13 protein-coding genes and 2 pseudogenes are annotated in these 15296 nt (G+C 65.7%); 8 read left to right on the top strand and 7 right to left on the bottom strand.

The features are described from left to right. The first annotated feature begins 3 nt into the window (after positions 1-3). Positions 4-1320, top strand: a complete 1317-nt coding sequence (locus RT028_RS04210; protein ID WP_312932780.1) for a bifunctional DedA family/phosphatase PAP2 family protein — start codon at positions 4-6, stop codon at positions 1318-1320. A gap of 17 nt (positions 1321-1337) precedes the next feature. Here the strand turns inward: RT028_RS04210 and RT028_RS04205 are convergent, their stop codons facing one another. Genes RT028_RS04205 through RT028_RS04195 form a run of 3 tightly spaced genes read right to left on the bottom strand, consistent with a single transcriptional unit; the run spans position 1338 to position 3013 of the window. Beyond that, the gene (locus RT028_RS04205; RefSeq protein ID WP_312932779.1) at positions 1338-1928 is read right to left on the bottom strand and encodes an LON peptidase substrate-binding domain-containing protein; all 591 of its coding nucleotides are present in this window, start codon (positions 1926-1928) and stop codon (positions 1338-1340) included. Between the two features lie 9 nt (positions 1929-1937). Continuing rightward, the gene (locus RT028_RS04200) at positions 1938-2654 is read right to left on the bottom strand and encodes an LrgB family protein (RefSeq protein WP_312932777.1); all 717 of its coding nucleotides are present in this window, start codon (positions 2652-2654) and stop codon (positions 1938-1940) included. Beyond that, positions 2651-3013, bottom strand: coding sequence for a CidA/LrgA family protein (locus RT028_RS04195; protein WP_312932775.1), 363 nt, complete (start codon positions 3011-3013; stop codon positions 2651-2653). Before RT028_RS04195 ends, RT028_RS04200 begins: the two co-directional genes overlap by 4 nt. 266 nt (positions 3014-3279) lie before the next feature. On the opposite strand from RT028_RS04195, the pseudogene RT028_RS20275 reads away from it, so the two are divergent. The 3 genes and pseudogenes from RT028_RS20275 to RT028_RS04180 all read left to right on the top strand — a co-directional run. Then, positions 3280-4266 (top strand): annotated as a pseudogene (locus tag RT028_RS20275) (MORN repeat-containing protein); the annotation flags it as partial. 270 nt (positions 4267-4536) lie between these two features. Beyond that, positions 4537-5241 (top strand): annotated as a pseudogene (locus RT028_RS20270) (C13 family peptidase); the annotation flags it as partial. A 146-nt stretch (positions 5242-5387) separates the two neighbouring features. Continuing rightward, positions 5388-6029, top strand: a complete 642-nt coding sequence (locus RT028_RS04180; RefSeq protein ID WP_312932773.1) for an oxidoreductase — start codon at positions 5388-5390, stop codon at positions 6027-6029. Between the two features lie 6 nt (positions 6030-6035). Here RT028_RS04180 and RT028_RS04175 read toward each other — a convergent pair whose 3' ends face one another. From RT028_RS04175 to RT028_RS04160, 4 genes are all read right to left on the bottom strand, one after another. Continuing rightward, positions 6036-6317 carry a YceK/YidQ family lipoprotein gene (locus tag RT028_RS04175; RefSeq protein WP_312932771.1) on the bottom strand — a complete coding sequence of 94 codons (282 nt, stop codon included), beginning with the start codon at positions 6315-6317 and terminating at the stop codon, positions 6036-6038. Beyond that, a complete protein-coding gene (gene ubiX, locus RT028_RS04170) occupies positions 6314-6943 on the bottom strand; it encodes a flavin prenyltransferase UbiX (RefSeq protein WP_312932769.1) in 630 nt (209 codons plus the stop codon). The genes RT028_RS04175 and ubiX overlap by 4 nt, the downstream gene beginning before the upstream one ends. Beyond that, complete coding sequence (gene mpl, locus RT028_RS04165) at positions 6940-8289, bottom strand: UDP-N-acetylmuramate:L-alanyl-gamma-D-glutamyl-meso-diaminopimelate ligase (protein ID WP_312932767.1); 1350 nt, start codon at positions 8287-8289, stop codon at positions 6940-6942. The genes ubiX and mpl overlap by 4 nt, the downstream gene beginning before the upstream one ends. Before the next feature lie 66 nt (positions 8290-8355). Then, the gene (locus RT028_RS04160) at positions 8356-10257 is read right to left on the bottom strand and encodes a sigma-54-dependent Fis family transcriptional regulator (RefSeq protein ID WP_312932765.1); all 1902 of its coding nucleotides are present in this window, start codon (positions 10255-10257) and stop codon (positions 8356-8358) included. Between the two features lie 268 nt (positions 10258-10525). Between RT028_RS04160 and RT028_RS04155 the strand changes: the two genes are divergently transcribed. From RT028_RS04155 to RT028_RS04140, 4 genes are all read left to right on the top strand, one after another. Continuing rightward, positions 10526-12046, top strand: a complete 1521-nt coding sequence (locus tag RT028_RS04155; protein ID WP_312932763.1) for an aldehyde dehydrogenase family protein — start codon at positions 10526-10528, stop codon at positions 12044-12046. Between the two features lie 185 nt (positions 12047-12231). After that, on the top strand, positions 12232-13680 hold the full coding sequence (gene eat / locus RT028_RS04150; protein WP_312932761.1) for an ethanolamine permease: 1449 nt from the start codon (positions 12232-12234) through the stop codon (positions 13678-13680). A 49-nt stretch (positions 13681-13729) separates the two neighbouring features. Continuing rightward, positions 13730-15124: an ethanolamine ammonia-lyase subunit EutB gene (locus RT028_RS04145; protein WP_312932759.1), complete on the top strand. Its 1395-nt coding sequence runs from the start codon at positions 13730-13732 to the stop codon at positions 15122-15124. Between the two features lie 9 nt (positions 15125-15133). Beyond that, positions 15134-15296: ethanolamine ammonia-lyase light chain EutC (locus tag RT028_RS04140; RefSeq protein ID WP_409567161.1), on the top strand; the 163-nt coding region annotated here is incomplete at its 3' end.

Below are 15296 nucleotides of genomic sequence, written 5' to 3'. Positions count from 1 at the left end.
ATCATGGGCCAATGGCTCGACAGCCTTACCACCTGGCTCAGCGCCAACCCACAGTGGCTGGGTATCGCCATTTTCCTGATCGCTTGCGTCGAGTGCCTGGCCATCGCCGGGATCATCGTGCCGGGTACCGTGTTGCTGTTCGGCGTCGCGGTGCTCGCGGGCAGTGGTGCGTTCACCCTGGGTGAGACCCTGCTGCTGGGCTTTGCCGGCGGGCTGTTGGGTGACGCCATTTCTTACACCATCGGCAAGTATTTCCATCAGAACATCCGCCGATTGCCTCTTCTGCGCCATCACCCGGAGTGGATCGGCAGCGCGGAAACCTATTTCCAGCGTTACGGCATCGCCAGCCTGTTGGTAGGCCGCTTCATCGGCCCGCTACGCCCCATGCTGCCCATGGTGGCGGGCATGTTCGACATGCCGCTGCTGCGTTTCATTGCCGTCAGCCTGGTGGCCGCCGCTGGCTGGTCGGTGGCCTATCTGTTGCCGGGCTGGGCCACAGGGGCCGCGATTCGGCTGCCCTTGCCAGAACACTTCTGGCCCCAGGCGGGCATCGTTGTCGGCGCCCTGGCAGCGCTGGTGGCGTTGACGGTGCACATCAGCATGCGCGATCGCCGGCATGGCATGCGCCTGATCAGCGGCGTGTGCCTGCTGACGCTGATCGCACTGTTTCTCGCCTGGCCCTGGCTGCATGACTTCGACCAGGGCGTGATGACCCTGGTGCAGGAACACCGTCGCCAGATGCTCGACAGCACGCTGGTGATGATCACGCGCATGGGCGACTTCCGCACTCAGTTCCTGCTGGGCGGCCTGCTGACCGGGTTGTTGCTGCTGCTCCGGCAATGGCGCCACGCAGTCTTCGCTGGCTGCGCGCTGATCGGCACGGCCGTGGGCAATGGCACCTTGAAATGGCTGTTCGCCCGCGCCCGCCCAGAGGTCCTCAGCGACCCCTTGACCAGCTACAGCATGCCCAGCGGGCACAGCTCGGCGTCCTTTGCCTTCTTCCTGGTGCTGGCGATCCTGGCCGGCCGCGGTCAACCGCCCAGAATGCGTTTGACCTGGGTGCTCCTGGCCTGCCTTCCGGCCACGGCGATTGCCATGTCGCGGGTCTACCTGGGCGCGCACTGGCCCACCGACATCCTTGCCGGCACCTTGCTCGCCTGTACCGTCTGCGCCCTGACCCTGACCCTGGCGCAGAATCGCCAGCCGTTACCCGCCATGGCACAGCGCGTGTGGTGGGTGATCCTGCCGGCCTGCGTCGCGCTGCTCGCGTTCTTCGCCTTGCACGGCTTGCCGGCAGCCCTGTTGCGCTACTCGTATTGACCCGGGGCGCTGGCCGCTCAGGCGAACAGTTCGCCCTGCAGTTGTTCGAGCAGCGCCTGGATCGTGTCCAGGCGCTGCTCGGGCGAATCGGTGGCCAGCAGCGCGAGTTTGTCCTGCTCCAGGAACGGCAGCAGGTAGCTCAGCTGATTGGCCAGCGATTGCCGCCCGTTGACGGCCTGGGGCATGTCGAGTGACTTCACCATCGGGTGTTCACCCAGCGCCAGCAGCAGGGCCAGCAGGTCGTCGTCCTGTTCGGCCAAGGCGTTGTCGGCCTGTTCGGCCAGCCAGTCGACCTCACCGACCAGCAGCTGGTCCTTGAGCACTTGGGTGGCGCCCAGCTGGAAGCGCCGGCCGCCTTCCACGCGGATACCCAGCAGGCCGTTGTCCTGCTGCACGAAGTCACGGATCAACGCCTCGCAGCCGACCGTGGACACGCCGGCCGGCGCCTGGCCGACCTGCTCGCCTTCGACGATGCACACCACGCCAAAGCCTTCGCCCCGCTTCATGCAGCGGCCGATCATGTCCAGGTAGCGCGCCTCGAAGATCTGCAAATCCAGCAGGCAGCCTGGGAACAGCACGGTGTTGAGCGGAAACAGCGGTAACGTCATCTTGTGTCCTCAAGTCACCAGGCTGACCGCCAGCGGCAGGAATACCGCAGTGGCCACGCCCATCAAGCTCATTGCCAGCGCCGCAAAGGCGCCGCATTCATCACTTTCCTGCAAGGCCACCGAGGTGCCCACCGCGTGGGCCGAGATCCCCAGCGACATACCCCGCGCCTCGGGGCTGGTCACGCCGAACCGGTCGAGCAGCGCCGGCCCGAAGATCGCCCCCAGCACGCCTGTGATCAGCACGAACACCGCCGCCAGTGCAGCCACGCCGCCGATCTGCTCGGCCACCAGCATGGCGATGGGCGAAGTCACCGACTTCGGCGCCATGGTCATCAGAATCATGTGTTCGGCACCAAACCCGTAACCCAGCGCCACGCACGCGACGGTGGCAAACAGCCCTCCGATCACCAGCGTAGTAAAGGTCGGCCAGAACAGCTGGCGGATACGCCGCAGGTTCAGGTACAGCGGAATCGCCAGAGCCACCGTCGCCGGGCCGAGCAGGATGTTGAGGATCTCGGTGCTGCTGCGGTACTCGCGGTACTCAATGCCGCACAGGAGCAACACGCCAATCACCAGCAGCATCGACACCAATACCGGTTGCAGGAAGATCCAGCGGGTTTTTTCGTAGGCCGCCACGGCCAGCTGATAGGCGCCGAGGGTGACACCGATGCCAAACAGCGGATGGTGCACCACCGCCTCCAGCGCGCCGTGAAAATCCGCGGTCATGGCTGCTCCTTGCGCGCGTTCTGCCGATGCATGAGCTTCTGCATCAGCACGCCCACCAGCACCAGCGTGGCCAGGCAGGAAATCACCAGCGCGCCCACGATGGCCCAGAAATCGGCGGCGATGTCCTTGGCATAGACCATCACCCCGACCGCCGGCGGCACCAGCAGCAACGGCAGGTAGCGCAGCAGGCTGGACGACGCCTCGCTCAGCGGCTGGGCGACCTCGCCTCGCACCATCAGCCATGCCAGCAGCAGCAACAGGCCAATGATCGGGCCGGGCAACATGGGCGACAGCAGATGATTGATCGCCGTTCCCAGCAGCTGGAACAGCACCAGCCACGACAAACCACGCAACAGCATAAGCACCTCCTCCGGGCAATCGGGTCATTATAAGCACGGCTTTGCCCGGCATCAGACGACAAAGGGCGTAGAACGCTGCGACTTGACTCCAGCCAATACAACACGATGACGGCGCTGGCCAGCCACCCCGTGCGTGCCCTGCAGCGCCTGCGCCCCAGAGGCCGGAGGCGTGCTTCGTCTGAAGTACGGCCATGGCCACAGCCGATGACTGTCTGCCCGGGTGCGATCTACGGCATACTCGCGGATTTTCCAGCCCGGACTCCGTCATGCGCCCACTGCTGCCCCTTGCGTTGACATTGCTGCTCGCTGCCTGCGGCGAAGGTGAGCCCCTGTCGCCGGCAGATGCGCGCCTGCCCGACGGTGGCCGTTACCGGGGCGAGCTGGTCAATGGGCTGTTGCAGGGCCAGGGGCGCATCGACTATCCCAACGGGAGCTTCTACCAGGGCGGTTTCGACAAAGGCCAATGGCAGGGCGACGGCGAGTGGCGCGGCAGCCACGGCGAGGTCTATCGCGGCCAGTTCGCCGGTGGCCTGTTCGACGGCCTGGGCGAGCTGACCACGCCCGACAGCCACTACAGCGGCACCTTCAAACAAGGCCGACGCGATGGCGAGGGCACCCTCAAGCAGCACGACCAGGTGTACCGCGGCCAGTTCAAGGACGATCAATACCAGGGCGCCGGCGAGCTGCAGATGGCCGACGGCAGCCGCTACCAGGGCCTGTTCAGCCAGGGCAAGCCCAACGGCGCCGGGGTGCGTAGCGATGCCAGCGGCAACCAGTTCAGCGGCACTTTCGTCGATGGCCAACTGCAGGGCAGCGGCACCTTCGACAGCATCGAGGGCGAGCAGTACATCGGTGACTTCAAGGACAGCCGCCTGGAAGGCCGGGGCCGCTACGAAAACGCCGATGGCGACGTGTGGATCGGCCCCTTCAAGGACGGCGCACTGGTCGGCCAGGGCGAACTGCTCGGGGCGGATGGCAGCCACTACAAGGGTGAATTCCGTGACTGGCGTTTTGCCGGCCAGGGCCATCTGCAACTGCCAGACGGCAGCCAGTATCGCGGCGCGTTCGACAACGATACCTACCACGGCCAAGGCCGTCTGACCCATGCCGATGGCCGTGTCGAAGCCGGTTACTGGGTCAACGGCGTGCGTGTGCGTGATGAAAAAGGCCATCTGTTACCCGACCCACTGGACCTGGCCCTGCTCAACCAAGGCGCGCTGCTCGAACAGGCCTTGGCTGCCGTGCCGCAGGCCGACGCCGTGCGCGTGCAGCCGATCCGTGCCTTGACCGCTGCAACCCGCGTGGCGCAGGCCAGCGCTGCGCAAGTCGATAGCGCACGTACCCAACCGACTCAACCACACGCGGCTGCCAGCCCGGCAACGCAAACCAACGCTGCACAAGCCGATAGCGCACGCACTCAATCCACTCAACCCCACGCGGCTGCTACCCCCGCGGTGCAAGCGAACGCGCTGCCAGCGACTCAGGCGCAGTCGCTAAAAGCCACCGCACCCCGTCAGGCCAGGCCACCGATCCAGCTCTACAGCCTGGTCGTGGCCGGCGATGGCCAGCAAAGCGTGTTCCTGCGCGAAGCCGATTACGTCAGCAATCTGCTCAAGGTGCGCTTTGGCGCTCACGGCCAGGTCACCTTGGTGAATCACCGGGACACCCTCGCCACCCGGCCCATGGCGACCCGCGAGAACATCCGCCGCGCCGCACAGACGCTGGCCGAACGCACCTCGGCCAATGACCTGCTGTTCATCTACCTGACCAGCCACGGCAGCGCCGACCACCAGCTGGTGCTCGATCAACCGCGCCTGCAACTGGCCGATCTGGCAGCCGACGACCTGGCCAGCGTGCTGGCACCGCTCAAGCACCGCGACAAGGTGATCGTGGTCTCGGCCTGCTACTCAGGCGGTTACATCGCCCCGTTGCAAGATGAACGCACGCTGATCATGACGGCTGCACGGCGCGACCGAGTGTCCTTCGGCTGTTCGGAGGAAGCCGATTTCACCTACTTTGGCGACGCCCTGTTCGCCCAGGCCCTGAACCAGACCGACGATCTGAAACAGGCGTTTGAACTGGCCCGCGCCAGCGTTGCCGAACGGGAACAACGGGAAGGCTTCGAGGCCTCTGAACCGCAGCTGTGGGCGCCCCCCGGGGTGATTGCGCACTGGCAGCAGTTGCGTCGCCAGCAGGCTGAAAACGCGCTGAACGAGATCACTCCGTAGGGGTTCGGGGCTGAGAGGTCGCGCAACGGTTTCGATGACCTCGAGCACCCGCACGAGGGACGTGCAGCGCGTGGCCTGGTAGCCCATCGCCTATCCTGCAACCTGTCATACGCCCGCTACGCTGACTGTATCAACGGAGAAACATCATGTATTTGACTCCTCAGCACGTGTTGCTTGCCGGTGCCACCGGCCTGACCGGCGAGCACTTGCTCGACCGCCTGCTCAGCGAGCCCACCATCACCCAGGTCCTGGCGCCGACCCGCCGCGCGCTGGCCGAGCACACCCACCTGAGCAACCCGGTCGGTGACCTGGCAACGTTGTTGCCCAGCCTGACCGGCCATTTCGACATCGCCTTCTGCTGCCTGGGCACCACGATCAAGCAGGCAGGCTCGGAAGCGGCCTTCCGCGCCGTCGACTTGGATCTGGTCAGGGCGTTTGGCCTGCGCGCGCGGGAGCTCGGCGCGCGACACCTGCTGGTGATCAGTGCGATTGGCGCCGATGCCGAGTCTTCGGTGTTCTACAACCGGGTCAAAGGCGAGATGGAGGCGGTGCTGCAGCAGCAGGGCTGGCCGCAGCTGACCATTGCCCGCCCTTCCCTGCTGCTCGGCGAACGCCTGAATCAACGCCTGGGCGAGCGGCTCGCAGCGCCGCTGGCCAAACTGATCCCCGGCAAATACAAAGGCATCGAAGCCTGCACCCTGGCCCGCGCGCTGTGGCGATTGGCGCTGGAGGAGCAGGACGGTGTGCGGGTGGTCGAGTCCGACGAGTTGCGGCGCCTGGGCAAATAACGGGCGCTACAGCCCGCCTTGGGCATTGAAGCCCACACCGAGCGCAGTCAGCACTGACAGGGGCAACAGCAGGGTGTCAAGCAAGGCACTACCCGGCAGGTCCAGCGCTGGCCAGCGCGGCGCGGCCGTGCCGAAACGGTCTTCGGCGCAGCAGCCGCCTTCCAGCGCATACAGGTTCAGCCGGGTGCCGGCGTACACCACAGGTGCCCCCGGCTGCTTGGCATCGAGCGTGCTGACCGTGGCACAACCGCCCAGCAGCAGCGCCCCGGCCAGCACCAGCGCCCTCACGCTTCCCCGCCCAGGTGGTGCTCGCCCCAGCGCGGCAGCATGTCCTGGGGGATCTCCAGCAGATTGAGAATCCGTGCGACGACGAAATCGATCAGGTCATCGATGGTCTGCGGCTGATGGTAGAAGCCCGGCGCCGCCGGCAGGATCACCGCGCCCATGTTCGACAGCTTGAGCATGTTCTCCAGATGAATCGTGGAAAACGGCGCCTCACGCGGCACCAGAATCAGCTGCCGGCGCTCCTTCAACGTCACATCGGCGGCCCGCTCGATCAGGTTGTTGCAGGCCCCGGCGGCGATGGCCGACAGGGTGCCGGTCGAGCACGGTACCACCACCATGGCCGCCGGCGCGCCAGAGCCCGAGGCCACCGGCGACATCCAGTCTTCCTTGCCATACACGCGAATCTGCCCGGCGGCGGCGCCGGTGTATTCGGTCAGAAAGGTCTGCGCCGCCTGTGGCTTGGCCGGCAGGTCGACGTCGGTTTCCGTGGCCATGACCAACTGCGCAGCCTTGGAAATGAGGAAATGCACCTCGCGGTCTTCACGGACCAGGCAATCGAGCAGGCGCAGGCCGTACTGCGCACCTGACGCGCCGGTCATGGCCAGGGTAATGCGCTGCGGCCCGCTCACTTCAGAGCCTCGGCGAGTTTCAGGTGCAGGCCGCCAAAACCGCCATTGCTCATGATCACCACGTGAGTGCCGGGGCGAGCCTGGCCTTTGACCCGCTCGATGATCGCCTCGAGGCTGTCGGCAACCACCGAAGGGACTGCGCACTGCGCTGCGGTCCCGGCGAGGTCCCAGCCGAGGTTGGCCGGTGCGTACCAGATCACCTGATCAGCCTGGCTGACGCTGTCTGGCAGGCCGTCGCGATGTGCGCCGAGCTTCATCGAGTTGGAGCGCGGCTCGATGATGGCAATGATCGGCGCCTCACCGACGCGCTTGCGCAGGCCATCGAGGGTGGTGGCGATGGCCGTGGGATGGTGGGCGAAGTCATCATAGACAGTGACGCCTTGCACCTGGGCGATGGTTTCCATGCGCCGTTTGACATTCTTGAAGGCACTCAGGCCCTCGATGCCCAGCGCCGGCGCGACGCCCACATGGCGGGCCGCGGCCAGCGTGGCCAGGGCGTTGTCGACGTTGTGCCGACCGGTCAGCGGCCACTGCACCACGCCCTGCACCTCGCCGTCGAACAGCACCTCGAAGTGCGAACCGTCAGCGCTGAGCAGACGCGCCTGCCATTGGCCGCCATCGCCGGTGGTTTGCACCGGGGTCCAGCACCCCATGCCGATCACCCGTTCCAGGGCGTGCTCGCGGGTGGGGTGAATCACCAGGCCTTCGCTGGGAATGGTGCGCACCAGGTGATGGAACTGACGCTCGATCGCCTCCAGGTCCGGGAAGATGTCCGCATGGTCGAACTCAAGGTTGTTGAGGATCGCCGTTCGCGGGTGGTAGTGCACGAACTTGGAACGCTTGTCGAAGAACGCGCTGTCGTATTCGTCGGCCTCGACCACGAAGAACGGCGTCTCGCCAAGGCGCGCAGACACCGAGAAGTTCTGCGGCACGCCGCCGATGAGAAAGCCCGGGCTCATGCCGGCATGTTCCAGCACCCAGGCCAGCATGCTGCTGGTGGTGGTCTTGCCGTGAGTGCCGGCCACGGCCAGCACCCAGCGGCCTTGCAGCACATGGTCCGCCAGCCACTGCGGCCCGGACACATAGGGCAGGCCCTTGTTCAGCACGTATTCCACCGCGGGATTACCGCGCGACATGGCGTTGCCAATCACCACCAGGTCAGGGGCGGGCTGCAGTTGCGCCGGGTCATAGCCCTGGGTGAGTTCGATGCCCTGGGCTTGGAGCTGGGTGCTCATGGGCGGGTAGACGTTGGCATCGGAGCCGGTGACGCGATGCCCCAGTGCCTTGGCGAGCACCGCCAGAGAACCCATGAAAGTGCCGCAAATACCGAGAATGTGAATGTGCATGATCGACCTCGCAAAACGTCGAGGCAGGGTAGCCCAGGCCTAGGGAAAGCGCACCCAGTGTTTCGCTCAGTCGACCCTGCGAATGCCGTGCTTGCGCAGCTTGCGGTACAGGGTGTTGCGGCTGATGCCCAGGTGCTCGGCCACTTGCGTGAGGTGCCAGCGCCGGGCCTGGAGAATGCCGAGCAAGGCCTCGCGCTCAGCCATCTCCAGCGCGCTGCCGGCAGCATCCTGCGCTGGCGCGTCGGGTATCACAGGCACAGCGCTAGCCGGCGCCTGCGCGCGCACCACGCCAGGCAGGTCGGCAACCGTGATGCGTGAGCCTTCGCACAGCGCAACCACCGTTCGCAGCACATTCTTCATCTGCCGCACGTTGCCCGGCCAGGCGTAGTCGAGCAGGCGCCGGCGCGCGGCCGGGTCCAGCAGGAAGTCGAGCAGCGGGCCCTTGTCACTGCGCTCGCGCACCGCCGGCAGGCTGACTTCCAGGCCGTTGAGGCGGTAATACAGGTCTTCGCGGAAACTGCCCTGCTCGACCCGCTCCAGCAAATGGCGGTGGGTAGCACTGATGATGCGCACATCCACATGCCGTGGCTCGCCGCCGATGGGCACCACCTGGCGGTCTTCCAGGACCCGCAGCAGGCGCGTTTGCAGGGCCAGCGGCATGTCACCGATCTCATCGAGCAGCAACGTGCCGCCATCGGCCTGCAACAGCTTGCCGCGCATGCCTTCCTTGCGCGCACCGGTAAAGCTGCCGCCGCGATAACCGAACAGCTCGCTCTCGATCAGGCTTTCCGGAATCGACGCGCAGTTGATCGCCACGAACGGCCGCCCCTGGCGGTCACTGGCCTGGTGTACGGCCTGGGCGAAGGCCTCCTTGCCGCAACCCGTTTCGCCACACAGCAGCAGCGGCACGTCACGTTGGAATACGCGCACCGCGCGGCGGAAGTCGTCCACCAGCGCCGGGTCGACCCAACACCCCTGGGCGGTGTCGCGCCGCACCGCCGGTGCCGCCACTGGCGCCGGCACGCTCCACAGCGCACGGGTGGCCTGCCCGCGCAAACTGGCGAACAGGGCCCGGCCCTGATGCGTCTGCAACGGCCACACCGCGCCGGCCTGGGGCGTGGCGCGGGCCAGCAGGTCGTCGAGGCGGCATGCGAAGAAGCGCTCCACCGACTGACCGAGCATGCCGCTGCGCGGCGCGCCCAACAGGTTCAGCGCGCTCTGGTTGACCGCGTGGATACGGCCATCGCCGTCGATTGCCAGCAGCCCCTCGCTGAACAGCCCCACCGACTCGGCCTGAACATGAAAGCGCAACAGCCACAGGTGCTCGAACTGGCGCAGGAAGTAGCAGCGCTCAATCACCTTGGCCGAGAGGTTGACCAGCGTCATGGTGTGGAACTGGCTCTGGCGCGACACCTCGGTGCGCGCCGAAGACACATCCAGCACCGCCAGCAGCTCACCTTGCGGATCGAACACCGGGCTGGCCGAGCAGGTCAGCCCGGTGTGCCGTCCACGGAAATGCTCGTCCTGGTGGATGGTCAGCGGCTGGCGTTCGACCAGGCAGGTACCAATGCCGTTGGTGCCTTCGCGCGCTTCGCTCCAGTCGGCACCGAGCCACAGCCCGGCGCGCTCGAAGATGCGCTGTTCGGTCGGGGCGGTGACCGAGTTGAGGATGATGCCGCGCGCATCGGTCAGCAGCACCGCATGCCCGGCGCCGCTCAGTTGCTGATGCAGGCTGTGCATTTCCGTGCCGGCGATTTCCAGCACCTGGCCCAGGCGTTCGCGACCCTGCTGCACATGCGCGTGCTCCAGGACGGCGGGGGCCTGCGCGAGCGCCGGGTCCAGGTGGTAGTCCTCCAGGCAGCGCAGCCAGGAGCGGGCGATGGAAGGGTCGCTGCCCGCAGCGCCAGGCTGCCCACTGGCAACGGTGAACACTTGATGGGCATGACGGCTGAACGGGCTGCTGTTCATCGCGCGGGCTTCCGTGCAGAAGAATTTCCCTGAGCATCCTCCTGCCCACCACGCTTTGCAATGGGCCAAAGGTCTCGCACCCGAGCGCTGTACCGATCCGGGTACAGAGTGTCACCCCCAGACGTATCGAGCGCGTGACAGCCTCGATCCGGCCTGGCTGCCACGAGCCGCGAAATGCCCGTATTCATTGAGGTTGCAGGCGCTGGCCCGACCTTTGCTCTAGGCTTTGCCACTCCTCAACAACCATAAATCAACCAGGAGACACACCATGCGTTATGCACATCCCGGTACCGACGGCGCCAAGGTCTCGTTCAAGGCGCGCTACGGTAACTTCATCGGCGGTGAGTTCGTCGCGCCCGTGGACGGTGAGTACTTCACCAACCTCTCCCCGGTGAACGGCAAGCCCATCGCCGAGTTCCCCCGCTCCACTGCCAAAGACATCGACAAGGCCCTCGACGCCGCGCACGCTGCCGCCGATGCCTGGGGCCGCACCTCGGTGCAGGACCGCTCCAACGTGCTGCTGCGCATCGCCGACCGCATCGAACAGAACCTGGAAGTGCTGGCCATCACCGAAACCTGGGACAACGGCAAGCCGGTCCGCGAAACCCTCAACGCCGACATTCCCCTGGCCGTCGACCACTTCCGCTACTTCGCCGGCTGCCTGCGGGCCCAGGAAGGCGGCGCCGCCGAAATCAACGAAACCACCGTGGCCTACCACATCCACGAGCCGCTGGGCGTGGTCGGGCAGATCATCCCGTGGAACTTCCCGCTGCTGATGGCCGCCTGGAAACTCGCCCCGGCCCTGGCCGCCGGCAACTGCGTGGTGCTCAAGCCCGCCGAGCAGACCCCGCTGGGCATCACCGTGCTGATGGAACTGATCGGCGACCTGCTGCCCAAGGGCGTGCTGAACGTGGTGCAAGGCTATGGCCGTGAAGCGGGTGAGGCCCTGGCGACCAGCAAGCGCATTGCCAAGATCGCCTTCACCGGCTCTACCCCGGTCGGTTCGCACATCATGAAATGCGCGGCCGAGAACATCATTCCGTCGACCGTCGAGCTGGGCGGCAAATCGCCCAACGTCTACTTCGAAGACATCATGCAGGCCGAAGATACCTTCATCGACAAGGCCGCCGAAGGCCTGGTGCTGGCGTTCTTCAACCAGGGCGAGGTGTGCACCTGCCCATCGCGCGCACTGGTGCAGGAATCGATCTACCCGCAGTTCATGGAAGTGGTGATGAAGAAGGTGCTGCAGATCAAGCGCGGCGACCCGCTCGACACCGACACCATGGTCGGCGCCCAGGCCTCGCAGCAGCAGTTCGAGAAAATCCAGTCGTACCTGAAGATTGCCCAGGAAGAAGGCGCCGAGCTGCTCACCGGCGGCAAGGTCGAGCAACTCGAAGGCGCGCTGTCGACCGGCTATTACATCCAGCCGACCCTGCTCAAGGGCAACAACAAGATGCGCGTGTTCCAGGAAGAGATCTTCGGCCCGGTGGTCAGCGTCACCACCTTCAAGGACGAAGCCGAAGCCCTGGCGATTGCCAACGACACCGAATTCGGCCTCGGCGCTGGCGTCTGGACCCGCGACATCAACCGTGCCTACCGCATGGGCCGTGGCATCAAGGCCGGCCGCGTGTGGACCAACTGCTACCACCTGTACCCGGCGCACGCTGCGTTCGGTGGCTACAAGAAGTCGGGCGTCGGCCGGGAAACCCACAAGATGATGCTCGACCACTACCAGCAGACGAAAAACCTGCTGGTGAGCTACGACATCAATCCGCTGGGCTTCTTCTGAGCCGCTGAATCAGCCCGCGCCTGCCTCCCCTCCCCCGACAGGCGCGGGCCTCCTGGACAGACCATACTGCACCTCACAACCAGATCGGCAATCGTGCTTGAACCGCTCTGGCTCGCTTCCTGCAACACACATCACCACACGGTGCGCAGCTTCTGCGATCCGCACAAAAACAACAGGTGAACATTATGCCAAGCGATCAATCCGGCCCTGCGCCGGCCAATCATTCGGTCGACTTCGAGAACGTCGGCTCCGAGTATTTCCAGCAACGTGAACTGAAAAAAGGCGCCGCCGGCTGGGTGTTGCTGGTGGGCCTGGGCGTGGCCTATGTGATTTCCGGCGACTACGCCGGCTGGAACTTCGGCCTGGCCCAAGGGGGCTGGGGCGGCATGTTCCTCGCCACTCTGCTGATGGCCACCATGTACCTGTGCATGTGCTTCTCGCTGGCCGAGCTGTCTTCGATGATCCCCACCGCAGGCGGCGGCTACGGCTTTGCCCGCAGTGCGTTCGGGCCCTGGGGCGGGTTCCTCACCGGCACGGCGATCCTGATCGAATATTCCATCGCCCCGGCCGCCATCGCGGTGTTCATCGGCGCGTACTGCGAGTCGCTGTTCGGCATTGGCGGCTGGATGATCTACCTGGCCTTCTACATCATTTTCATCGGCATCCACATCCTCGGGGTCGGCGAAGCGCTGAAGCTGATGTTCGCCATCACCGCCGTGGCCGCGATTGCCCTGATGGTGTTCCTGGTGAGCATGGTGCCCCATTTTGATGCAGCCAACCTGTTCGACATTCCGCAAACCGCTGCCGTCGGCGCCAGCAGCTTCCTGCCCTTCGGGTATGTGGGCGTGTGGGCGGCGATTCCCTATGCCATCTGGTTCTTCCTCGCCGTCGAAGGCGTGCCGCTGGCTGCCGAAGAAACCAAGAACCCCAAGCGTGACCTGCCCCGTGGCCTGATCGGCGCGATGCTGGTGCTGTTGGCGTTCGCCCTGCTGATCCTGGTGATCGGCCCGGGTGCTGCGGGCGCCGAAGCCCTCAAGGCGTCCGGCAACCCCTTGGTGGAAGCCCTGGCCAAGGCCTATGGCGGCTCGACCTGGATGGGCAGCTTCGTCAACCTGGTCGGCCTGGCCGGCCTGATCGCCAGCTTCTTCTCGATCATCTACGCCTATTCCCGGCAGATCTTCGCCCTGTCGCGCGCCGGCTACCTGCCGCGCAAGCTGTCGCAGACCAACAAGAGCAAGGCACCGGTGCTGGCGTTGGTGATTCCGGGGCTGATCGGTTTCGCGCTGTCGCTGACCGGGCAAGGCGATCTGCTGATTCTGGTGGCGGTTTTCGGGGCCACGCTGTCGTATGTCCTGATGATGGCCGCGCATATCACCTTGCGCATCCGTCGGCCGAAGATGGCGCGCCCGTATCGCACCCCAGGCGGCATCTTCACCTCGGGTGTGGCGCTGGTGCTGGCGTGCATTGCGGTGGTGGCCGGGTTCCTGGTCGATCCGCGCGTGGTGATCGGGGCTGCCGTCATCTATGGCGTGTTGATCGCCTACTTTGCGTTCTACAGCCGACACCACCTGGTGGCCGGTACACCGGAAGAAGAATTTGCCGCGATCCAGGATGCCGAAGCGGCCCTGCACTGATCGCCGATCCGCACCGCAGGCCCGACCTGCGGTGCTCTGGAGGACCTGTATGGCACGTTATGTACACAGCATCGGCCACCTGATCTACCGCTTTGACAGCCTCAAGGACGTCATGGCCAAGGCCAGCCCTGCGCGCTCGGGCGATGTATTGGCGGGCGTTTCTGCCAGCAACGACGGCGAACGCGTCGCCGCGCAAATGGCCCTGGCCGACATTCCGCTGGCTGCATTTCTCAACGAAGCACTGATTCCCTACGAGGACGACGAAGTCACCCGGCTGATCGTCGACACCCACGATGCCCAGGCCTTCGCTGCGGTCAGCCACCTGACCGTCGGCGGCCTGCGCGACTGGCTGCTCAGCGACGCCGCCGACGAGCACAGCCTGCGCGCCCTGGCGCCCGGCCTGACGCCGGAAATGGCCGCTGCCGTGTCGAAGATCATGCGCGTGCAGGACCTGATCCTGGTGGCGCAGAAGATCCGCGTGGTCACCGCGTTCCGCGGCACCATGGGTTTGCGCGGACGGCTGTCCACCCGCCTGCAGCCCAACCACCCCACCGACGAGCCGGCCGGCATCGCGGCGAGCATTCTCGACGGCCTGCTGTACGGCAATGGCGACGCCATGATCGGCATCAACCCCGCCACCGACAGCACGGCCTCGATCTGCGCGTTACTGGAAATGCTCGACGCGGTGATCCAGCGTTACGAGATTCCGACGCAATCCTGCGTGCTGACCCACGTCACCACGTCCATCGAAGCGATCAACCGCGGCGTACCGCTGGACCTGGTGTTCCAGTCCATCGCCGGCACCGAGGCGGCCAACGCCAGCTTCGGCGTCAACCTCAACGTGCTGCAGGAAGGCTATGAGGCGGGGCTGTCGCTCAAGCGCGGCACGGTCGGGCAGAACCTCATGTACTTCGAGACCGGCCAGGGCAGCGCACTGTCAGCCAACGCCCACCACGGCGTCGACCAACAGACCTGCGAGGCCCGCGCCTACGCCGTGGCGCGCCACTTCAAGCCGTTTCTGGTCAACACCGTGGTCGGCTTCATCGGCCCGGAGTACCTGTACAACGGCAAGCAGATCATCCGCGCCGGCCTGGAAGACCACTTCTGCGGCAAGCTGCTCGGTGTACCGATGGGCTGCGACATCTGCTACACCAACCATGCCGAAGCCGATCAGGACGACATGGACACCCTGCTGACCCTGCTGGGCGTCGCCGGCATCAACTTCATCATGGGCATCCCCGGCTCGGACGACATCATGCTCAACTACCAGACCACTTCGTTCCACGACGCGCTCTACGCGCGCCAGACCCTGGGCCTCAAGCCCGGGCCGGAGTTCGAAGCGTGGCTGCAACGCACCGGAATCTTCACCCAGGCCGATGGCCGGGTACGCTTTGGTGAAAACCTGCCGCCGGCATTCCGCCAGGCGCTGGCGCAACTGGCCTGAGAGGTAGACATGGACCGCTCGATCAGCACCCCCGACAACCCCTGGCTGGCGCTGCGCACGCTGACCCCGGCGCGCATCGCCCTGGGCCGCACCGGCACCAGCCTGCCGACCACCGCGCAGCTCGATTTCCAGTTTGCCCACGCCCAGGCGCGCGACGCCGTGCATTTGCCGT

The sequence above is a fragment of the Pseudomonas sp. genome, assembly GCF_032058845.1.
Classification (GTDB): Bacteria; Pseudomonadota; Gammaproteobacteria; order Pseudomonadales; family Pseudomonadaceae; genus Aquipseudomonas.
The sequence above is the reverse complement of the archived record's forward strand: the minus strand, read 5'-3'. Positions and strand labels throughout refer to the sequence as shown.

Excerpts from the sequence above, each read along its gene's own strand:
- RT028_RS04210 (WP_312932780.1), top strand. The coding sequence starts at position 4 with ATGGGCCAATGGCTCGACAGCCTTACCACCTGGCTCAGCGCCAACCCA.
- RT028_RS04205 (WP_312932779.1), bottom strand. The coding sequence starts at position 1,928 with ATGACGTTACCGCTGTTTCCGCTCAACACCGTGCTGTTCCCAGGCTGC.
- RT028_RS04200 (WP_312932777.1), bottom strand. The coding sequence starts at position 2,654 with ATGACCGCGGATTTTCACGGCGCGCTGGAGGCGGTGGTGCACCATCCG.
- RT028_RS04195 (WP_312932775.1), bottom strand. The coding sequence starts at position 3,013 with ATGCTGTTGCGTGGTTTGTCGTGGCTGGTGCTGTTCCAGCTGCTGGGA.
- RT028_RS04180 (WP_312932773.1), top strand. The coding sequence starts at position 5,388 with ATGTATTTGACTCCTCAGCACGTGTTGCTTGCCGGTGCCACCGGCCTG.
- mpl (WP_312932767.1), bottom strand. The coding sequence starts at position 8,289 with ATGCACATTCACATTCTCGGTATTTGCGGCACTTTCATGGGTTCTCTG.
- RT028_RS04160 (WP_312932765.1), bottom strand. The coding sequence starts at position 10,257 with ATGAACAGCAGCCCGTTCAGCCGTCATGCCCATCAAGTGTTCACCGTT.
- RT028_RS04155 (WP_312932763.1), top strand. The coding sequence starts at position 10,526 with ATGCGTTATGCACATCCCGGTACCGACGGCGCCAAGGTCTCGTTCAAG.
- eat (WP_312932761.1), top strand. The coding sequence starts at position 12,232 with ATGCCAAGCGATCAATCCGGCCCTGCGCCGGCCAATCATTCGGTCGAC.
- RT028_RS04145 (WP_312932759.1), top strand. The coding sequence starts at position 13,730 with ATGGCACGTTATGTACACAGCATCGGCCACCTGATCTACCGCTTTGAC.